We start from the raw sequence: 16,203 nt of genomic DNA, 5'->3' as shown, positions 1-16,203 counted from the left end.
GCCTTCAAGGCCCCCGATGATCGCATGGCGGTTATCGGGGGCTTTTTCCTTTTCCCCCATGTCTCAGTTGTGTCGAGACACCGGCGCAGTTTGAGACAGGAGTGCGGCGCCGCTTGCGCGCACACCTGCGTCCCTCAGGCGCGGCGCGCGGCTGCAACGCGCCGGATGGCGCGGATGCGATGACCAGCGAGCGCGCACGCGGTGCGCCGGGCACGGCCTTTGCAGTAAGCAGTGCGAGCGCATGAGCGCTACCTGCACAGACAAAGGAGACGGACAATATGCCAAGCAATGCAGCACTGGTGATCGGCGGCAAGCTGGTTGAGGGCGGAGCCCTGCTGGACGTGATCAATCCCGCCACGGGCAAGGTGTTCAATACGGTATCCCGCGCTACCGAGCGCGATGTGCACGCAGCCGTGGCCGCGGCCAAGGCGGCCCAGCCGGCCTGGGCGGCGCTCGGGCTGCCAGCACGCCGCGCCTTGCTGCTGCGCTTCGCCGACGAAATGGCGGCCAACGCGGAAGACCTCGCCGCGTCGCTGGTGCTGGAGCAGGGCAAGCCGCTGGCCGAAGCGCGCCAGGAGCTGCAGTTCGCGCTGGCGTTCGTGCGCCATATCGCCGGCATGGAACTGCCGGTATCGGTGGTGCAGGACGACGCCACCCATCGCATCGAAGTCCATCACAAGCCGCTGGGCGTGGTCGCCGCCATTGCCGCGTGGAATTTCCCGGTGCTGATCGCCGCCTACAAGATCGCGCCCGCGCTGCTGATGGGCAATACCGTGGTGCTCAAGCCCGCGCCGACCACGCCGCTGGCTTCGCTCCAGCTTGGTGCCATCGCCAACGGCATCTTCCCTGCGGGCGTGCTCAACGTGATCACCGATCTCAACGATCTGGGCGGCCTGCTGACGTCGCATCCCGACGTGGCCAAGGTCTCGTTCACCGGCTCCACCGCGACGGGCAAGAAGGTGATGGAGAGCGCCGGGCCCCGCCTCAAGCGCATCACGCTGGAGCTTGGCGGCAACGACGGTGCCATCGTGCTCGACGACGCCAACGTGGCGGAAATCGCGCCCAGGATCTTCGGCAGCGCCTTCTACAACTGCGGGCAGGTATGCCTGGCGCTCAAGCGCCTGTACGTGCATGCCGCTATCCATGATGCGCTTTGCGATGCGCTGGCCGAACTGGCCAGGCAGGCCGTGGTCGGCAACGGCGCCGAGTCTGGCGTGACCCTCGGGCCGCTGCAGAACGCCATGCAGTTCGACAAGGCCGGCCGCTTCCTGGCCGTGGCCCGGCGCGACGGCAAGGTGCTGGCCGGTGGCGCCGCGCTCAAGGGCGACGGCTACTTTATCGCGCCCACCATCGTGCGCGACCTGCCCGACACCAATGCGCTGGTTGCCGAGGAACAGTTCGCGCCGATCCTGCCGGTGCTCAGGTACGAAGACCTGGACGATGCCGTGGCGCGCGTGAACGGTTCGCCCTACGGGCTGGGCGGCTCGGTCTGGTCGTCCGACCAGGCGCGTGCCTATGCCGTGGCGCAGCGGCTCGACGTGGGCACTGCCTGGGTCAACCATCACCTGCATTTCGGTCCCCACATCCCCCTGGTGGGCGCCAAGGAGTCCGGCGTGGGCGTGGAGTTCGCCGCCGAAGGCCTGGCCGAATATGCACAACTGAGCGTGATCAATATCGCGCGCCCGCAGGCAGCCTGAGCGCCTGCGGCATCCAGCCCGTCAGACCCGGCACGGCCCTCGGGCCGTGCCGCGGCATGGGCACACAACAAAAAGATGGAGGAGACATGGAGCAACAAGGAACGGCCTTGCGCCGCAGGGCGCGCTCGGCCCTGCGCCATGGCGGCGCCATCGCGGCCCTGCTGCTGGCGGCGGCGCCCGCGCACGCCATCGACGTGGACGCCGGCGACTATACCGCGCTGCCGGCGGGCACCAACCTGGGCATGCTTTACTACCAGCACGCGGAGCGCGACAAGGTCTACGCCAGCGGCAGCCAGGTGGCCGGCGGCCACCTGAACTCGGACATCGGCATTGCGCGCCTGGTGCATTTCATGGACATCGCCGGCTTCACTGTCGACCCGCAGATCCTGCTGCCATTCGGCAACCTGCGCGGGCGCGACCAGTTGAGCGGGCTCGGCAGCAGCGGCGGCATGGGCGATCCGATCCTGGCCGCGACCGTATGGCTGGTCAACCAGCCGCAGCAGAAACGGTACTTCGGCATAACCCCGTTCCTCTACGTGCCCGTTGGCAGCTACGACAAGGAGCGGGCCCTTAACCTTGGCGAGAACCGCTGGAAGTTCGCCTTGCAGGCGGGCTACATCACGCCCCTGGCCGGCAAGCTCACGCTCGACCTGATCGCCGACGTGACCTTCTATGGCGACAACAACAAGTTTGGCGCGGCTTCGGCCAGCCTGAAGCAGGCGCCCTTGTTCCAGGGCCAGGGCTGGCTGCGCTACAACTTCACCGATACCTTCGACATCCGTGGCGGGCTGTCCTACACGGCCGGCGGCGAAAGCAAGGTGAACGGTATCTCCCGCAACGACAACACCAATACTTCCAAGTTTTCACTGGGGATGGCGTGGTTCCCGACGCCGACCGTGCAGGTGCTGGGCACCTATGGGCAGGACATCTCGGTGCGCAACGGGCCCATGGAAGGCAGCCGTTTCAATCTCCGCGTGCTCAAAGTATTTTGACCGGACCTGACAGGAAAGCAGACCATGACGAGAAGAAGCAGGAACAAGCAGGACAGGGTAGCGGCGCTGTGGCTGGGAACGGCGGCGGTTGCGCTGGCATTGCCGGCGGGTACGGCGCTCGCCACCGACACCGCGGGCACCAGGCCACTCAGTGTGCAAAAGGTGCGCGCCATCACCGCGGGTATCGACGGCGCGGCGATCCGCGCCAATGAGCGCGGAACCGCCAACTGGCCTTCCTATGGGCTGGACTACGCGGAAACGCGCTTCAGCCAGCTCGACCAGATCAACACCGGCAACGCCGCGAAACTGGGCCTGGCCTGGTCCTATGACCTGGAGTCGACGCGCGGGGTCGAGGCCACGCCGCTGGTGGTCGACGGCGTGATGTATGTGACGGCGCCGTGGAGCGTGGTCCATGCCATCGACGCGCGCACCGGCAAGCGGCTCTGGACCTACGATCCCAAGGTGCCGCGCAATCTCGGCTACAGGGGCTGCTGCGACGTGGTGAACCGTGGCGTGGCGGTCTACAAGGGCAAGGTCTTCGTGGGCGCCTTCGATGGCCGGCTGGTGGCCATCGACGCCGCGACCGGCCAGAAGGCGTGGGAGCAGGACACCGTGGTGGACCACAAGTTCTCCTACACCATCACCGGCGCACCGCGCGTGTACAAGGGCAAGGTCATCATCGGCAACGGTGGGGCGGAGTACGGCGCGCGCGGCTACATCACCGCCTACGACGCCGAGACCGGCGCGCAGCGGTGGCGCTGGTTCACGGTGCCGGGAGACCCCGCCAAGCCATTCGAGAACGAGGCCATGGCCCGCGCGGCCGGCACCTGGGACCCGAGCGGGAAGTACTGGCTCAATGGCGGCGGCGGCACCGTGTGGAACACCATGGCCTTCGATCCCGATCTGAACCTGATGTATATCGGCACGGGTAACGGCGCGCCCTGGAGCCGCAGGCTGCGCAGCCCCGGCGGTGGCGACAATCTCTACCTGGCCTCGGTGGTGGCGCTCAATCCCGATACCGGCGAATACGTCTGGCACTACCAGGAAACGCCGGGCGACAACTCCGACTACACCTCGACGCAGGACATCATCCTGGCCGACCTCAAGATCGACGGCCAGCCGCGCAAGGTGATCCTGCACGCGCCGAAGAACGGCTTCTTCTTCGTGATCGACCGTACCAACGGCAAGTTCATCTCCGCGAAGAACTTCGTCGACGTGAACTGGGCCACGGGATACGACAAGGATGGGCGTCCGGTGGAGAACCCGCTAGCCAGCACCAGCGGCAAGCCGGTCGACATGGTGCCCGGCCCGTTCGGCGCACACAATTGGCATGCCATGTCGTTCAACTCGCGCACCGGCCTGGCCTATATTCCGGCGCAGCACGTGCCCCTCACCCTAGCGGACGATAAGGCCTGGGCGCGCAACCAGAAGGACTCCCAGGAAGCGCACAGCGGGGTGGGATGGAACCTCGGCATGCTGGTCAATGCCGAGCCGCCCAAGAGCAAGCCCTTCGGCAGGCTGATCGCATGGGACCCGGTCGCGCAGAAGGCGGTCTGGCACCAGGACTATGCGGGACCGTGGAACGGCGGCACGCTGAGCACGGCCGGCAACCTGGTGTTCCAGGGCACCGCGGACGGCCGCTTCATTGCCTATCACGCGGCCACCGGCGAGAAACTCTGGGAGACGCCGGTCGGTACCGGGGTGGTGGCCCCCCCGGTCACCTACCTTGTCGACGGCCAGCAGTACGTGTCGATCGCGGTAGGCTGGGGCGGCGTGTTCGGCCTGAGCGCGCGCGCCACCGACCGCAAGGCGCCCGGCACGGTCTACACCTTCGCCGTGGGCGGCAAGGCCAAGGCCCCGCAAGCGGCGGCGTATCCGATGGCCGAGTTGTTGTCCGGCGTGAAGTACAACCCGGCTCATGTGCAGGAAGGGCAGAAGCTGTACGTCAACAACTGCGTGTTCTGCCATGGGGTGCCGGGGGTGGACAAGGGCGGCAATATCCCCAATCTGGCTTACGTCGGGCCCGGCCTGATCGAGAACCTGGGCAAGATCGTGTTCAACGGCCCCTTCGTGCAGCAGGGCATGCCGGATTTCACCGGCAAGCTGACCGAGGAGGACGTGGTAAAGATCCAGGCTTTCATCCAGGGTACCGCAGACGCAGTACGGCCAAAGAAGCCCTGAGCGGCATTGAGGCGAAAGCACCAGGGAAGGCCGCCAGCCGCAAGGCCGTCGGCCGTCTCTGGGTCCCGGCCAGTGCGATCATTGGCGCGCGTACACGCAAGCGCGCATCTCTCGGGTGAGAGCGCAGTCATGCGCCGTCACAGTGGCTCAACCAGCCGCCTGTTGCTGTTGCGGCAGTATTCCGCACAGGCCGCGCGCGCCGAGTTGGCTGCGCCGTGCACGAATAGCGGCGCGTCGGCACGCCGCGACATCGACACCACGATCGACGGAGGCGCGGGCTGCAGCGGTAACTCCACGACTTCGCCGCTCTCGATCAGCGTGTCGACGAACAGGCGTGGAATTGCGGCCACGCCGAATCCATCGCGCACGAGCTGCACGATTACTGCAATCGACGGCGACCCGGTAATGCGGGTTTCCGAAAGTGGCACGCCGTGGACTCCCGCGAGTTTGGCCACGATGTCCTCCAGCGCGCGATGCGGCGCGGTCCCCCGGCCGAACGTCAGGATGGGATGTTGCAGCACCTGTCTGGCGAGCGTGCCGCGCGTGTGCGACAGCAAGCCTGCGCGCGCAACCCAGTGCACGGGATAGTTGGCGAGTGCATTGCACACCACGTTGCTTTCATCACTGCCTTCGACGCGAATGATGAGATCGAGCTCGTCGGCAACCAGCCTGCGCTGGAGCACCACGCTCACATCGGCGGTCAGTTCGACTTCCAGCTGTGGGTAGTCCGCGGCGAGACGTCGCATGTAGTTCGGCAACCAGCTGTGCACCACGGTCTCGATCACGCCCAGGCGCAGGCGCCCGCGGATCTTGCTGTCGCCCGAGGCGGCGGCCTGCAGCCGCCGTGCGGCCTCTACCACGCCCTTTGCGTATCCGAGCAGGTATTCGCCATTGGGTGTCAGGCGAAACTCGCGACTCTCCCGATCGACCAGCGCGGTTTGCAACTCATCTTCCAGTGCCTTTATCCGTTGGGAAATGGCGGCTGGCGTCGCATGCAGCGCGGCTGCCGTCGCACGAAAGCTGTGCAATTTGGCCAGCGTGACAAAGGTTTCGAGGAATCGCGTATTCATCAGGCAGTAGGGTGGATCGCTGCAGAAAACGTCAAATTACCGGGGTATCCCGGCAGTTAGCGTTCATCCCGGTGTGGCACCAGCTCGGTGCAGGTAGGGGAAAACCCGTAAAGTTGTTAAGAAATTCTATACAGAGGTGCCAACAAAAAGTCGTTGGCGATAAAAAATTTTACTCTCTATCGTTCAAGGCATACACGACGACGTCATAACGACATGAAACTGCAGATGCCCGAAGACCTGATGCCTTTCGACTTTCGCCAGGCGGTGCGCAGCGGCCAGTTCCGTGGCCCCACCGCAGGCTATTGCGGCGACCACGCTCAGGCCAACCTGGCCATCCTGCCGTCTGCGCACGCCAGCGATTTCCTGCGCTTTTGCCAGGCCAATCCGAAACCGTGTCCGTTGCTGGGCGTAGGCGAGCCGGGACAATGGCATGTGCCGGTACTCGGGCGCGAGGTGGATATCCGCAACGATGTGCCTGCGTACAACATTTATCGCGACGGGCGGCTCGCCGAACAGACCGAATCGCTGGCCGACCTGTGGCAAAACGACTTCGTGGTGTTCGCCATCGGCTGCTCGTTCTCGTTCGAGCACATGCTCGGATCCTGTCACGATCAAGCCGGGAGAGCTGCCGGTTTATTGGGCCTGCGGCGTCACACCCCAGACCGCGATCATGGCCGCGAGGTTGCCGCTGGCGATCGCGCATAAGCCCGGCCACATGTTGGTGACCGATATCAAGAACGCCTCGCTTGCCGTGTTCTAGTCCGCCGGAGCAACGCAGTTCGTTTTTTTGCCTTGTCGCTTCGCTTTCCCCGAAACCGTAACCGCTACGAGCCAAGGACGTCGGAGACCACCGGCGGGCAACGAAAAATCCACGCGGGGCGGCGGGCTGCGCTCATCCATCGATGGGCGATGGGCCGGCCCCGGCAGTCGCTTGAAAGACGGTTCAATCCACGCGCCCAGGAGCGTTTCATGGACAACAAGACCCCTGCGGCGGCAGCCGCCGCCAATTCCGCAATGGCTTCCTCCATTGCACCAACGGCGTCTGTCGACGCCGGCGGTAATCTGTTCTCCTGGTACGGCGATGCGTCGCCTCGCCAGAAGCGCGCCTTCTGGAGCTGCAAGGTCGGCTACATGCTCGACGGCATGGATACGCAGATGCTCTCCTTCGTCATTCCGACGCTGGTCGCTACCTGGGGTATCAGCCTGGCCGACGCAGGCTTCATCGGTACGCTCACCTTGCTGGCTTCAGCACTGGGCGGCTGGGCCGCCGGCATCCTGTCCGACCGCGTCGGCCGGGTGCGGACGCTGCAGTTGACGGTGGTGTGGTTCGCGGTCTTCACTGGCCTGTGCGGACTGGCGCAGAATTACGAGCAGCTCCTGATCGCGCGCGCGCTGATGGGCTTCGGCTTCGGCGGTGAATGGACCGCCGGTGCCGTGCTGATCGGGGAGGTGATCCGCGCCAGGGATCGCGGCAAGGCCGTCGGCCTGGTGCAGTCGGGCTGGGCGATCGGCTGGGGGCTGACGGCCATCCTGTATTCCGTGCTGTTCTCGGTCATGCCCGCCGAACTGGCGTGGCGCGCGCTGTTCCTCGTCGGCCTGCTCCCAGCGCTGCTAGTGGTAGTCATCCGCCGCTACGTGAAGGAGCCAGACGTCTACGAAAAAGAGAAAGCGGCGCAAGGCAAGGCGAGCGATCGTCCCCGTTTCACGGAGATCTTCAGCCCCAAGCTGCTGTCGACGACGGTGCGCGCGGCGCTGCTGGCGACCGGCGCACAAGGCGGGTACTACGCGATCACGACCTGGCTGCCGACGTACCTGAAGACCGAACGTCACCTGACTGTGATGGGGACAGGAGGATACCTGGCCATGATCATCTTTGGCTCGTGGATCGGCTACCTCGTCAGTTCCTATCTGACCGACAGGATTGGCCGCAAGCCGAACTTCATTCTCTTCGCGGTGGGTTCGATGACGGTCGCCTTCGGCTACACCATGCTGCCGTTGAGCAACGGCGCCATGTTCTGGCTCGGCTTCCCGCTCGGCTTCTTCGCTTCGGGCATTTTCAGCGGCATGGGCGCGTTCCTGACCGAACTGTTCCCGACGCGGGTGCGTGGCTCCGGCCAGGGCTTTTGCTACAACTTCGGCCGGGCTGTCGGCGCACTCTTTCCGTTCCTGATCGGCGCGCTGTCCAAGCAATATGGTCTTGGTGCCAGCATTGGCATCTTCGCCGCGGCGGCCTATGGCGTGCTCATCATTGCCGCGCTGACGCTGCCGGAAACCCGTGGCCGCGAGCTCGAAGCTGCGGGCATGTAAGTCCCCGGCAACTAGCACTCGCACGAGGTGTCGCCGTTGACGCGCTCAGCGTTTAAACAGGCGCAGACGCCCGGCGCGCGCCTCGATCTCGTTCGGCGCCACGTTCCAGAGCCGGCCCAGCGCCGCCCAGCCGCCGAACGCATCGACGGTGCGCTCGATCACTGCCTTGGGACTGGTCACATCGAATTTCTTGCCGAAGCCGATCAGGTCGTCCACGGTGAAATTGTCCGCCTTGCCGCCAATGGTCATCTGGTGCTGCAGCGTGTAACCCATCCCTGCGGAGAAGGTCAGGTCATAGGCCGGTGACAGGCTCCATTCGCCGGTGGGCGACATCAGGAAAGCGAAGTTCTTCACGTGGTCGTCCTGGTTGCGCCCCACCACATTGAAGACCATCCGGCGGTAAGCCTCCTCAATCGCTGTATGGGGCATCTGGAAGGCCCGGATCCAGCGGAAGTACTGGTCGTAGCTATACGCGCGCGGGATGTTGTAGTCGATGTGCGTGAGACCGGCCAGGCTGTGCATATGCACGCGGCCACCATCGTCGTCGCGATCAAATCGCTTGGTCAGAAAGTGGAAGCGGCCGTTGTCCTCTTCGATGAAGTCGACCGGCGCCATGTCGATGCCGAGTTCTTTCGTCAGGAGGGCGTAGGTGTATTCAACCCGGTTGAACGGCTGGGCGTGGTGGTCATTCGGGTTGGCCGACTCGACGCCGCCGAACTTGATCAGCCAGCTTTCCTCGCCCTTGCGCGGTTTGACGAATGCGGAACGAATCTGTTTGTCCCGACGGTTCCAAAGGATCAGCGCCTTGGCCCGCGCGCCGCCCGCGCTCGCACCAATCCGCATCAGCTCCTGGATTGTGCCATCCTGTTCGCCGGCCACGAGCTTGCGCGCGGCCTCCACCAGTGTGCCAACTTCAAGGGCCTCGTTCTCGCCTGCCGTCGCCCGCCGGTCGATCCTGGGCCGGAACTCGAGCGCCCCCATTGCGCGGTCGCCGATATAGAGCAGGCGCTGCACCGGGCTCATCGCCTTGGCGGGCTCGCCTCGGTCCTCGAAATACTTCCTGATGATCAGGTTGCCAAAGGTGTCCGGCAACGCGTCCGCCAGGACGCCGGGCAGACCCAGAAACGCCTCGACTCGCCGCAGTTCGGGAAACTCGAACGTGCCGGACTGGGATGGCAGGAACTCAGGGGAGATGCTCGGCCCGCCGGTGCCCAGGTACTCCGGGTCATAGTTGAAGCCAATCCGGCCGTTATCGAACTCAGTGACGGCACCAACGGTCTGGCCGTGCATGAGGACATGGGCGCTGGCGAGAACGCCTTGTGCCGGGCGGGCGCGCTGCGGCGAGCGCGGTTTCCTTTGCATCACCAAGCTATCGCTCCTTGGGCTTGTAGGCGCGCTTGCGGACTTCACCTCGCGCAGACAGCGCTTCGCTGGATGGCAAGGTGTCCGGGAAGGCTGCGTCCAGGCTGCCGATCATGCTCAGCGCTCGCATCACCTTTACCAGCGTGGATACGCGCACATCCCGCCCGGCCTCCAGGTCACCCAGGGCGGTGCGGCCGATCCCGGCGCGCTTCGCCAGGTCCTCGATCGTGAAGTTGCGTTCTATGCGCTTGGAGCGCAGGCGGGCGCCGATTTCAGCGGCGATCTCATCGCCTGTCGATGTACTTCGAATAGCAGGCATAACGTATATTATCAGGCCATTACGCCTGGAAAAGCGGGTATATCGTATGGTCTGATATCCGAGATGGTATGTCAAGATATGCACCGATAGGCTTGCTATAGCGGGCGTATTGTTAATTTTTATAACATAACTACCGGAATAGAATGCGTAACGATAATAGCGCACGTGCAGCTTTCGCGGCGCGAAGCGCACGCAGGCATGTCCCTCCTTGATCGAGGTGGTTTCCGGGATGGCTGAACCCCGGGGCTTGCCCGACCAGACCGGTGAAGCCGCCGGTCATCTCGTTGGAACCCTCCTCGACCGAGCGGAGCGTATTTCTTGCGATTGAGTGCCAGGCGTTGACGCAGGTCGCCGCAGCGCAGTCGTTGTCGGCAACCCCGGCCTGGAGCGCCTTGTGCGCCTTGTAGTTTGGACGGCCAGGGCGACCGACGGTGGCGAGGTGGGTGGGGATCTGATCCACGGCGCAAGGCTGCCGCCCCGGCAGGTGCCGAGCGCACAAAAGCCGCATTTCGAAATGCCGACAACTATCCCGACAAATGATTATCATGCTTCTTGCTGCACAGTCCTGCAGCGGGAAAGAGGCCTGTCATCGATATCCCGGCGAGGAGGCCACGAATGACAAATGCAGATTCCGGACGGTTTCAGATCTTGGCGCTGTCAGGCGGAGGCTTCCGAGGCCTTTATACGGCCAAACTGCTGGCTGACTTCGAAGACGAGATTGGCGCGCCAATTGCCACTCGGTTCGATCTTGTCACGGGCACATCGATCGGCGGCATCCTGGCATTGGCCATTGCGATGGAAATACCCGCGCAGCGCATTGTCGAGCTTCTCTCCGGTCACGGGGATTTGATATTCAAGCGGCGCTGGTCCCTGGCAGGGATCTGGCGCGCACCGTTTGCTTCCGCGCCTTTGCGGTCGCTGCTTTGCGACGAGAAGATATTTGGCGATCAAGTCCTCGGAGCCTGCAAGCATCCGGTCATCATACCGGTGATCAATTACTCGACTGGCAGGCCACAGATATTCAAGACGCCGCATCATCCGGATTTCAAGCGGGATCACAAATGCCGGCTGGTGGATGTTGCCATGGCTACAAGCGCGGCGCCCGCATACTTTCCACGATATACGTTCAACAACAATCAATATGTTGACGGCGGCCTGTACGCCAATGCGCCGGGCATGCTCGCGGTCCACGAAGCGCAGTCGTCCATGGGGCAGCCGACAGACCGTATTCACGTGATGGCGGTCGGCACCATGTCGTCGAAATTCACCGTCAACCCGCGTAGAAACCGAGAGGGTGGGACCTATGACTGGGGAGGCGTCAATCCGGCAAACATGCCGAAGAGAGTGTTTGGATTATCGATATCGGTACAGGAAGCACTGAGCGATTTCATGCTTTCGCACCTGCTCTCCAAGCGCTATTTCCTTGTGGATGACGATCTCACCGACCAGCGTGCACGCGCAGTCGCCCTGGATAGGGCAGACAGCGCGGCGAAAGAGGTATTGCTTGGCGCCGCGACGGAACGCTCCAAGATCTGCATCGGAAACCAGGATTGCCGATCCTTCCTGACTCACACAGCTCGCTCGGCAATGTTCTACTACGGCGAACACGCCAATCCGACAAGCTAGGCCGGCAAGGCGGATGCACCGCACAGGCAGGCCGCGATGGCATGGCGAGAAACGTGACAATGGCGGCTGGCTGCGCGCAGGCTGATGGCCGGGATCCTCAACCACGAAGGGGGCCGCATGAAACTCACGATCACCCTTGAATTCTCCCCGGCCGCTCAAGCCGCGGCAAGCGACATCGACCTGGATCTGACACCCCACACAGGCGCGATAACACCCGTGATCGGCGACCTGATCCAGTTCCCAGGACAGCCAATCGTCTTTGTCGTCATCGGCCGCATCTGGCAGCCGCGCGATCCGGACAACGTCGAACTTCGTATCATGCTCGATCTGTCGCTTTCGCCGCTGTCTGTCGTCTGAGGGCATGCTGCGCCGCGCATGGCGTTTGCGCGATAGTCACTCCGTCAGCCATTGCGCGACTCGGCGAGCCGCAGGTCCCGCAGGTAGCGCGTGCGGGCAATGAAGAACACCGCCGCGGCGCCCAGGGACATCAGCGGAATCCACTGCAGGGCACCCAGCAAGCCGATCCTGTCGGCGAGCACGCCCGTCAGGTAGGGCGCAGGCGCGGCGCCAAGCAGGTTATTGGCCAGCGTCAGCATCGCCAGCGCGGTTGCGTGGGTCGAAGGGCGGGTGAGATTCGCCACCATGGCGCCGGCCGGGCCCCAGGTACCCATTGCCACCAGCAAGCCGCAAGCGATCAGCAGCAGCTGCGCGCTACCCGGCGGCAGCTGGAAGCCCGCGAACAGCAGCACGCACGATACGAGGCAGAAGGTGATCGCGAGCGTTAGCTTGCTGAACAACTGCAGGCCGCTGCCCACATAGGCGCATACCAGCGATGGTGCCCAGAAGAGCCCGCGCAATGTCGCCAGCAAGGGCGTGCGCGCATGGCTCGGCACCGGGGCACGGTGCGTGGCCGGTGCCCCGCCGCACGCCGCGCGAGCCTGCCTTCGGTCACGGTCACGCAGTAGATCAGCACGATGGCCAGCCCGAATACGGCCATGGCCATAAACGCCGCGCGCCAGCCAAAGCGCGCCGCCACGACGCCGCCAAGCCCCATGCCCAGCACCGCGCCGAACAAGCCGCCGGAAGTAAACGCGCCGGTCAGCGTGGCACGCATGGAGGGCGGGAAGATGCTCAGGATCACGGCCAGCCCGACGCTGCCATAGGCAGCCTCGCCAATGCCGACGAAAAAGCGGGCGGCCAGCATGTGCCCGTAGCTGGCGGAGAGCGCGCATGCCAGCGTGCCGCAGCTCCAGAGCAGCGCCATCAGGGCCAGGCTCTTGACGCGGCCCCAGCGATCGGCCACCAGCGAGAACGGGACCGTGAACAGCCCGACCATCAGCGCGACGACGCCGCTGAGGGAGCCGAGCTTGGCGTCGGACAGGCCCCACTCGAGCCGCAGGTGAGGAAAGACGGCATTGAGCACCTGCCGCGACATATAGTCGGACAGCAGGAGCGCAAAGATAAGGGCGAATACCAGCCACGCATAGGCATGCGAGTTCGCCGGCTTGGCGGTGAGGTCCGTGTCCGCGCGAGCGGCCTCGGAGAGGTACTGTCCCATGAAAGTCTCCTGCGGTCTGGTGCCGCGATGGTGCCGCCATGGCGGCACGGTGGTGTCGCCAATGCGGCGCGGATTCGGGGATCCGTGGCAGGCGGATGGGCATCTTCGCCCACCCGCGTGCCCAGGCTGGCGTCAGGCTGCGCGCAAGGGCAGGTTCACCTGGCCCGGCTTGCGGTTGGGCGCCATGCCATGCACTGCCAGGGTCTCGTCGGCATCCTTGTATTGCACGCCGATCCTGTAGATCTCGCGCGCTTCCTTGCCGTTGGCCACTTCGCGGCCGAGTTCGCGGGCGACGCGCACGCACTGCTCGATCTGCTGCACCGAGGTCATGCGCTTGCCGTGCTGGTCGATGATGGTGTCCTCGATGCCGCAGCGCGGGTGCAAGCCCATCGACATGGCCATCATGTTGAACGGCAGGACGTTCTTCAACAGTGATTCGGCGGTCAGCGTGCAACCATCCGGCGCACGATGGACGAAGTTGACGAAATTGAACGGATTCGGACCATCAAAGCCGCCACCGATACCGATCCAGGTCAGGTTCAGCGGTCCCGTGTATACGCCCTTGCGCACCAGGCGCTCAAGCGTTTCGAGCGCATGGATGCCCGTCAGCTGGAAATGTGGCTGGATGCCGGAGGCCTGCAGGCGCCTCAGGTGCTCCTCGACCCAGGCAGGGCCGGCCGGCACGGTCATTTCGCTGTAGGCGGCCTGGAAAGCCGGGTTGGCCAGTGAGGTGCCTTCCAGGTATTCCGGATAGAGCAACTCCATGATGTTCATTTGCGTCGTATTGATGGCTACCGTCACCTGATCCGGCTTGGGGTCGAGGTCAGCCAGCATGTGGCGCGTATCGTCCGACAGCCACTTGGCGGCCTGGCCGTCGTCTTCCGGCGCAAACGAGATCGAGCCACCGACCTGGATGATCATGTCGGGCACCGCGGCGCGCACGCCGGCGATCAGCTCATTGAACTTGGAAAGGCGCTTGGAGCCCTTGCCATCGAGTTCGCGTACGTGCAGGTGCAGCACGGTGGCCCCCGCGGCATAGCAATCAACGGCCTTCTGCACCTGTTCTTCCATGGTCACCGCAATGTCTTCGGGGAAATCCGCCGGCATCCACTCGGGGCCGTAGGGCGCCACGGTGATGACGACTTTATCTTGGTTTTCGGGGTGCAGGGAATCGTCGAGAAATTGCATTTTCTACTCCTTGTCGAATTGGGGTGGCATCAATGGCGCTAAGCCTGTTGACCGCCTAGAACGTGGTGTCGCCAATAATTCCGGCGCGCTCCATCTTGCGATGGCAGGGCGGGTAATCCATGACGGCGTAGTGCTGGGTCGAGCGGTTGTCCCAGATCGCCACGCTATTGGGCTGCCAGCGCCAGCGCACCTGGTATTCGGGGATAGTGGCCTGGCTGATCAGGTAGTTCAGCAGCAGGCCGGCACCTGGATTTCCATCCTGGCCGTAGCGAACCCGCTGCGGTGTATGGAAATTGGTGAAGTGCGTGGTGAAGCCATTCACGAACAGCACCTTCTCGCCGGTCTCCGGGTGGGTGCGCACGACCGGGTGCTCGGCGTCCGGGAACTGGGCCTTCAGCGCCAGGCGCTTCTCGATCGGCATGGCGGCGCCGAAGCTGGCTTCGATGCTGTGGCGCGCGCGCAGGCCGGCGATCTGGTTCTTGATGTGCTCGGGCAGGTTTTCATAGGCCAGGACCATGTTCGCCCACATGGTGTCGCCGCCCACCGGTGGGCACTCCACGCAGCGCAGTACGCAGCCCAGAGGCGGGGCCGGGCGCCAGGTGGCATCCGAGTGCCACGCGTTCTCGTAGCGGTCGTTCGGCTGGTCCGGATTCTTGTAGATCCGCACCAGGCCGGGATGCTCGGGGTCGCTGCCGGCTACCGGGTGGTCTTCCAGCTCGCCAAAGAGGCGTGCAAAGGCGACGTGTTCGGCGCGCGTCATGTCCTGGTCGCGCAGGAACACCACGCGATGCCGGATGAGCGCGGCACGGATCTGCGCAAACAGGTCGCTATCGTGGATGGCATCGGCCAGCTTGACGCCGGTCAGCTCGGCGCCGATGGCGCAAGTCAGTTGTTCGACACGCATGATGCCCTCCTAGACCGTGAAGATCGAAGATCCGGTGGTCTTGCGCGACTCCAGGTCCCGATGGGCTTGTGCCGCGTCCTGCAGGGCGTAGCGCTGGTTGATCTCGATCCGGATGCGGCCAGCCGCGACATGGGCGAACAGCTCATCCGCCAGTTCCTTCTTTTCGGCGGGATCGGCGATGTAGTCGGCCAGGGCCGGGCGGGTCAGGTAGAGCGACCCCTTCATTGCCAGCAATTGCGGGTTGAATGGCGGGATCGGGCCCGAGGCGGTGCCCACGCAGACCATCAGGCCGCGGCGCTTGAGCGAATCCAGCGAAGCCTCGAAGGTGTCCTTGCCGACGCTGTCGAACACCACGTTGACGCCGACGCCATCGGTCAGTTCGCGCACGCGCTTGGCCACATCCTCGCAGCTGTAGTCGATGATGTGGTCGCAGCCGTGGGCGCGGGCAACTGCCGCCTTGGCCTCGCTCGACACGGTGCCGATCACGGTGAGGCCGAGCAGCTTCGCCCATTGCGAGACGATCAGGCCGACCCCGCCGGCGGCGGCGTGCAACAGGATGGTGTCGTTGGGCTTGAAGGCGTAGATACGGCGCATCAGGTAGGCGCTAGTCAGGCCGCGCATGGTCATGGCGGCAGCGGTCTCGCAGGCGATGCCGGCGGGTAGCTTGATCAGCGCCGCGGCCGGGATCAGGCGTTCGGTGCTGTACGCGCCGAGCGTGTTCAGAAAGCCCGTATAGGTGACGCGATCGCCCACCGCGACCTGGCTGACGCCAGCCCCGACGGCCTTGACCACGCCGGCGGCTTCAACGCCCATGCCGGCCGGCAGTGGCATCGGGTACAGGCCCGAGCGGAAATAAGTGTCCGCGAAATTCAGACCGACGGCTTCATGGCGCAAGTGCACCTGCCCGTGACCCGGATCGCCCACGGCGACCTCTTCCCATCGCAAGACTTCCGGGCCGCCGGTTTCGTGAATTCGAATGGCATGTGGCATGTTGACTCC

The 16,203-nt window shown here is 64.4% G+C and carries 12 protein-coding genes and 2 pseudogenes; 7 read left to right on the top strand and 7 right to left on the bottom strand.

Features of this window, described 5'->3' with window-relative positions:
• Positions 1–278 precede the first annotated feature (278 nt).
• From OR16_RS26680 to OR16_RS26670, 3 genes are all read left to right on the top strand, one after another.
• Complete coding sequence (locus OR16_RS26680) at positions 279–1,697, top strand: aldehyde dehydrogenase family protein (protein ID WP_006161432.1); 1,419 nt, start codon at positions 279–281, stop codon at positions 1,695–1,697.
• A gap of 86 nt (positions 1,698–1,783) precedes the next feature.
• On the top strand, positions 1,784–2,689 hold the full coding sequence (locus OR16_RS26675; RefSeq protein ID WP_043421238.1) for a transporter: 906 nt from the start codon (positions 1,784–1,786) through the stop codon (positions 2,687–2,689).
• A 24-nt stretch (positions 2,690–2,713) separates the two neighbouring features.
• On the top strand, positions 2,714–4,870 hold the full coding sequence (locus tag OR16_RS26670; protein ID WP_006161430.1) for a PQQ-dependent dehydrogenase, methanol/ethanol family: 2,157 nt from the start codon (positions 2,714–2,716) through the stop codon (positions 4,868–4,870).
• A 137-nt stretch (positions 4,871–5,007) separates the two neighbouring features.
• Here the strand turns inward: OR16_RS26670 and OR16_RS26665 are convergent, their stop codons facing one another.
• Complete coding sequence (locus OR16_RS26665) at positions 5,008–5,940, bottom strand: LysR family transcriptional regulator (RefSeq protein WP_006161429.1); 933 nt, start codon at positions 5,938–5,940, stop codon at positions 5,008–5,010.
• A gap of 237 nt (positions 5,941–6,177) precedes the next feature.
• Here OR16_RS26665 and OR16_RS26660 point away from each other — a divergent pair.
• Positions 6,178–6,700, top strand: a pseudogene (locus OR16_RS26660) (D-glutamate cyclase family protein).
• A gap of 254 nt (positions 6,701–6,954) precedes the next feature.
• On the top strand, positions 6,955–8,247 hold the full coding sequence (locus OR16_RS26655; RefSeq protein ID WP_237717242.1) for an MFS transporter: 1,293 nt from the start codon (positions 6,955–6,957) through the stop codon (positions 8,245–8,247).
• A gap of 45 nt (positions 8,248–8,292) precedes the next feature.
• Here OR16_RS26655 and OR16_RS26650 read toward each other — a convergent pair whose 3' ends face one another.
• Both OR16_RS26650 and OR16_RS26645 read right to left on the bottom strand, forming a co-directional pair.
• Positions 8,293–9,609: a type II toxin-antitoxin system HipA family toxin gene (locus OR16_RS26650; protein WP_081488897.1), complete on the bottom strand. Its 1,317-nt coding sequence runs from the start codon at positions 9,607–9,609 to the stop codon at positions 8,293–8,295.
• A gap of 7 nt (positions 9,610–9,616) precedes the next feature.
• Complete coding sequence (locus OR16_RS26645; RefSeq protein ID WP_006161425.1) at positions 9,617–9,928, bottom strand: helix-turn-helix domain-containing protein; 312 nt, start codon at positions 9,926–9,928, stop codon at positions 9,617–9,619.
• A 615-nt stretch (positions 9,929–10,543) separates the two neighbouring features.
• Between OR16_RS26645 and OR16_RS26640 the strand changes: the two genes are divergently transcribed.
• Both OR16_RS26640 and OR16_RS26635 read left to right on the top strand, forming a co-directional pair.
• The gene (locus OR16_RS26640) at positions 10,544–11,554 is read left to right on the top strand and encodes a CBASS cGAMP-activated phospholipase (protein ID WP_006161424.1); all 1,011 of its coding nucleotides are present in this window, start codon (positions 10,544–10,546) and stop codon (positions 11,552–11,554) included.
• A 117-nt stretch (positions 11,555–11,671) separates the two neighbouring features.
• Entirely contained in the window at positions 11,672–11,911 is a 240-nt protein-coding gene (locus OR16_RS26635; RefSeq protein ID WP_141639916.1) for a hypothetical protein, read from the top strand.
• Positions 11,912–11,955: 44 nt separating this feature from the next.
• On the opposite strand, the pseudogene OR16_RS43085 reads toward OR16_RS26635, so the two are convergent.
• From OR16_RS43085 to OR16_RS26610, 4 genes and pseudogenes are all read right to left on the bottom strand, one after another.
• Positions 11,956–13,112 (bottom strand): annotated as a pseudogene (locus tag OR16_RS43085) (MFS transporter).
• Positions 13,113–13,244: 132 nt separating this feature from the next.
• Positions 13,245–14,300, bottom strand: coding sequence for a 3-keto-5-aminohexanoate cleavage protein (locus OR16_RS26620; protein WP_006161420.1), 1,056 nt, complete (start codon positions 14,298–14,300; stop codon positions 13,245–13,247).
• Positions 14,301–14,355: 55 nt separating this feature from the next.
• On the bottom strand, positions 14,356–15,204 hold the full coding sequence (locus OR16_RS26615; RefSeq protein ID WP_006161419.1) for a TauD/TfdA dioxygenase family protein: 849 nt from the start codon (positions 15,202–15,204) through the stop codon (positions 14,356–14,358).
• A 9-nt stretch (positions 15,205–15,213) separates the two neighbouring features.
• The gene (locus tag OR16_RS26610) at positions 15,214–16,194 is read right to left on the bottom strand and encodes a quinone oxidoreductase family protein (protein WP_006161418.1); all 981 of its coding nucleotides are present in this window, start codon (positions 16,192–16,194) and stop codon (positions 15,214–15,216) included.
• Positions 16,195–16,203 lie beyond the last annotated feature (9 nt).

Source organism: Cupriavidus basilensis OR16, assembly GCF_000243095.1.
In the GTDB taxonomy this organism is placed as follows: Bacteria; Pseudomonadota; Gammaproteobacteria; order Burkholderiales; family Burkholderiaceae; genus Cupriavidus; species Cupriavidus basilensis_D.
The sequence above is the reverse complement of the archived record's forward strand: the minus strand, read 5'-3'. Positions and strand labels throughout refer to the sequence as shown.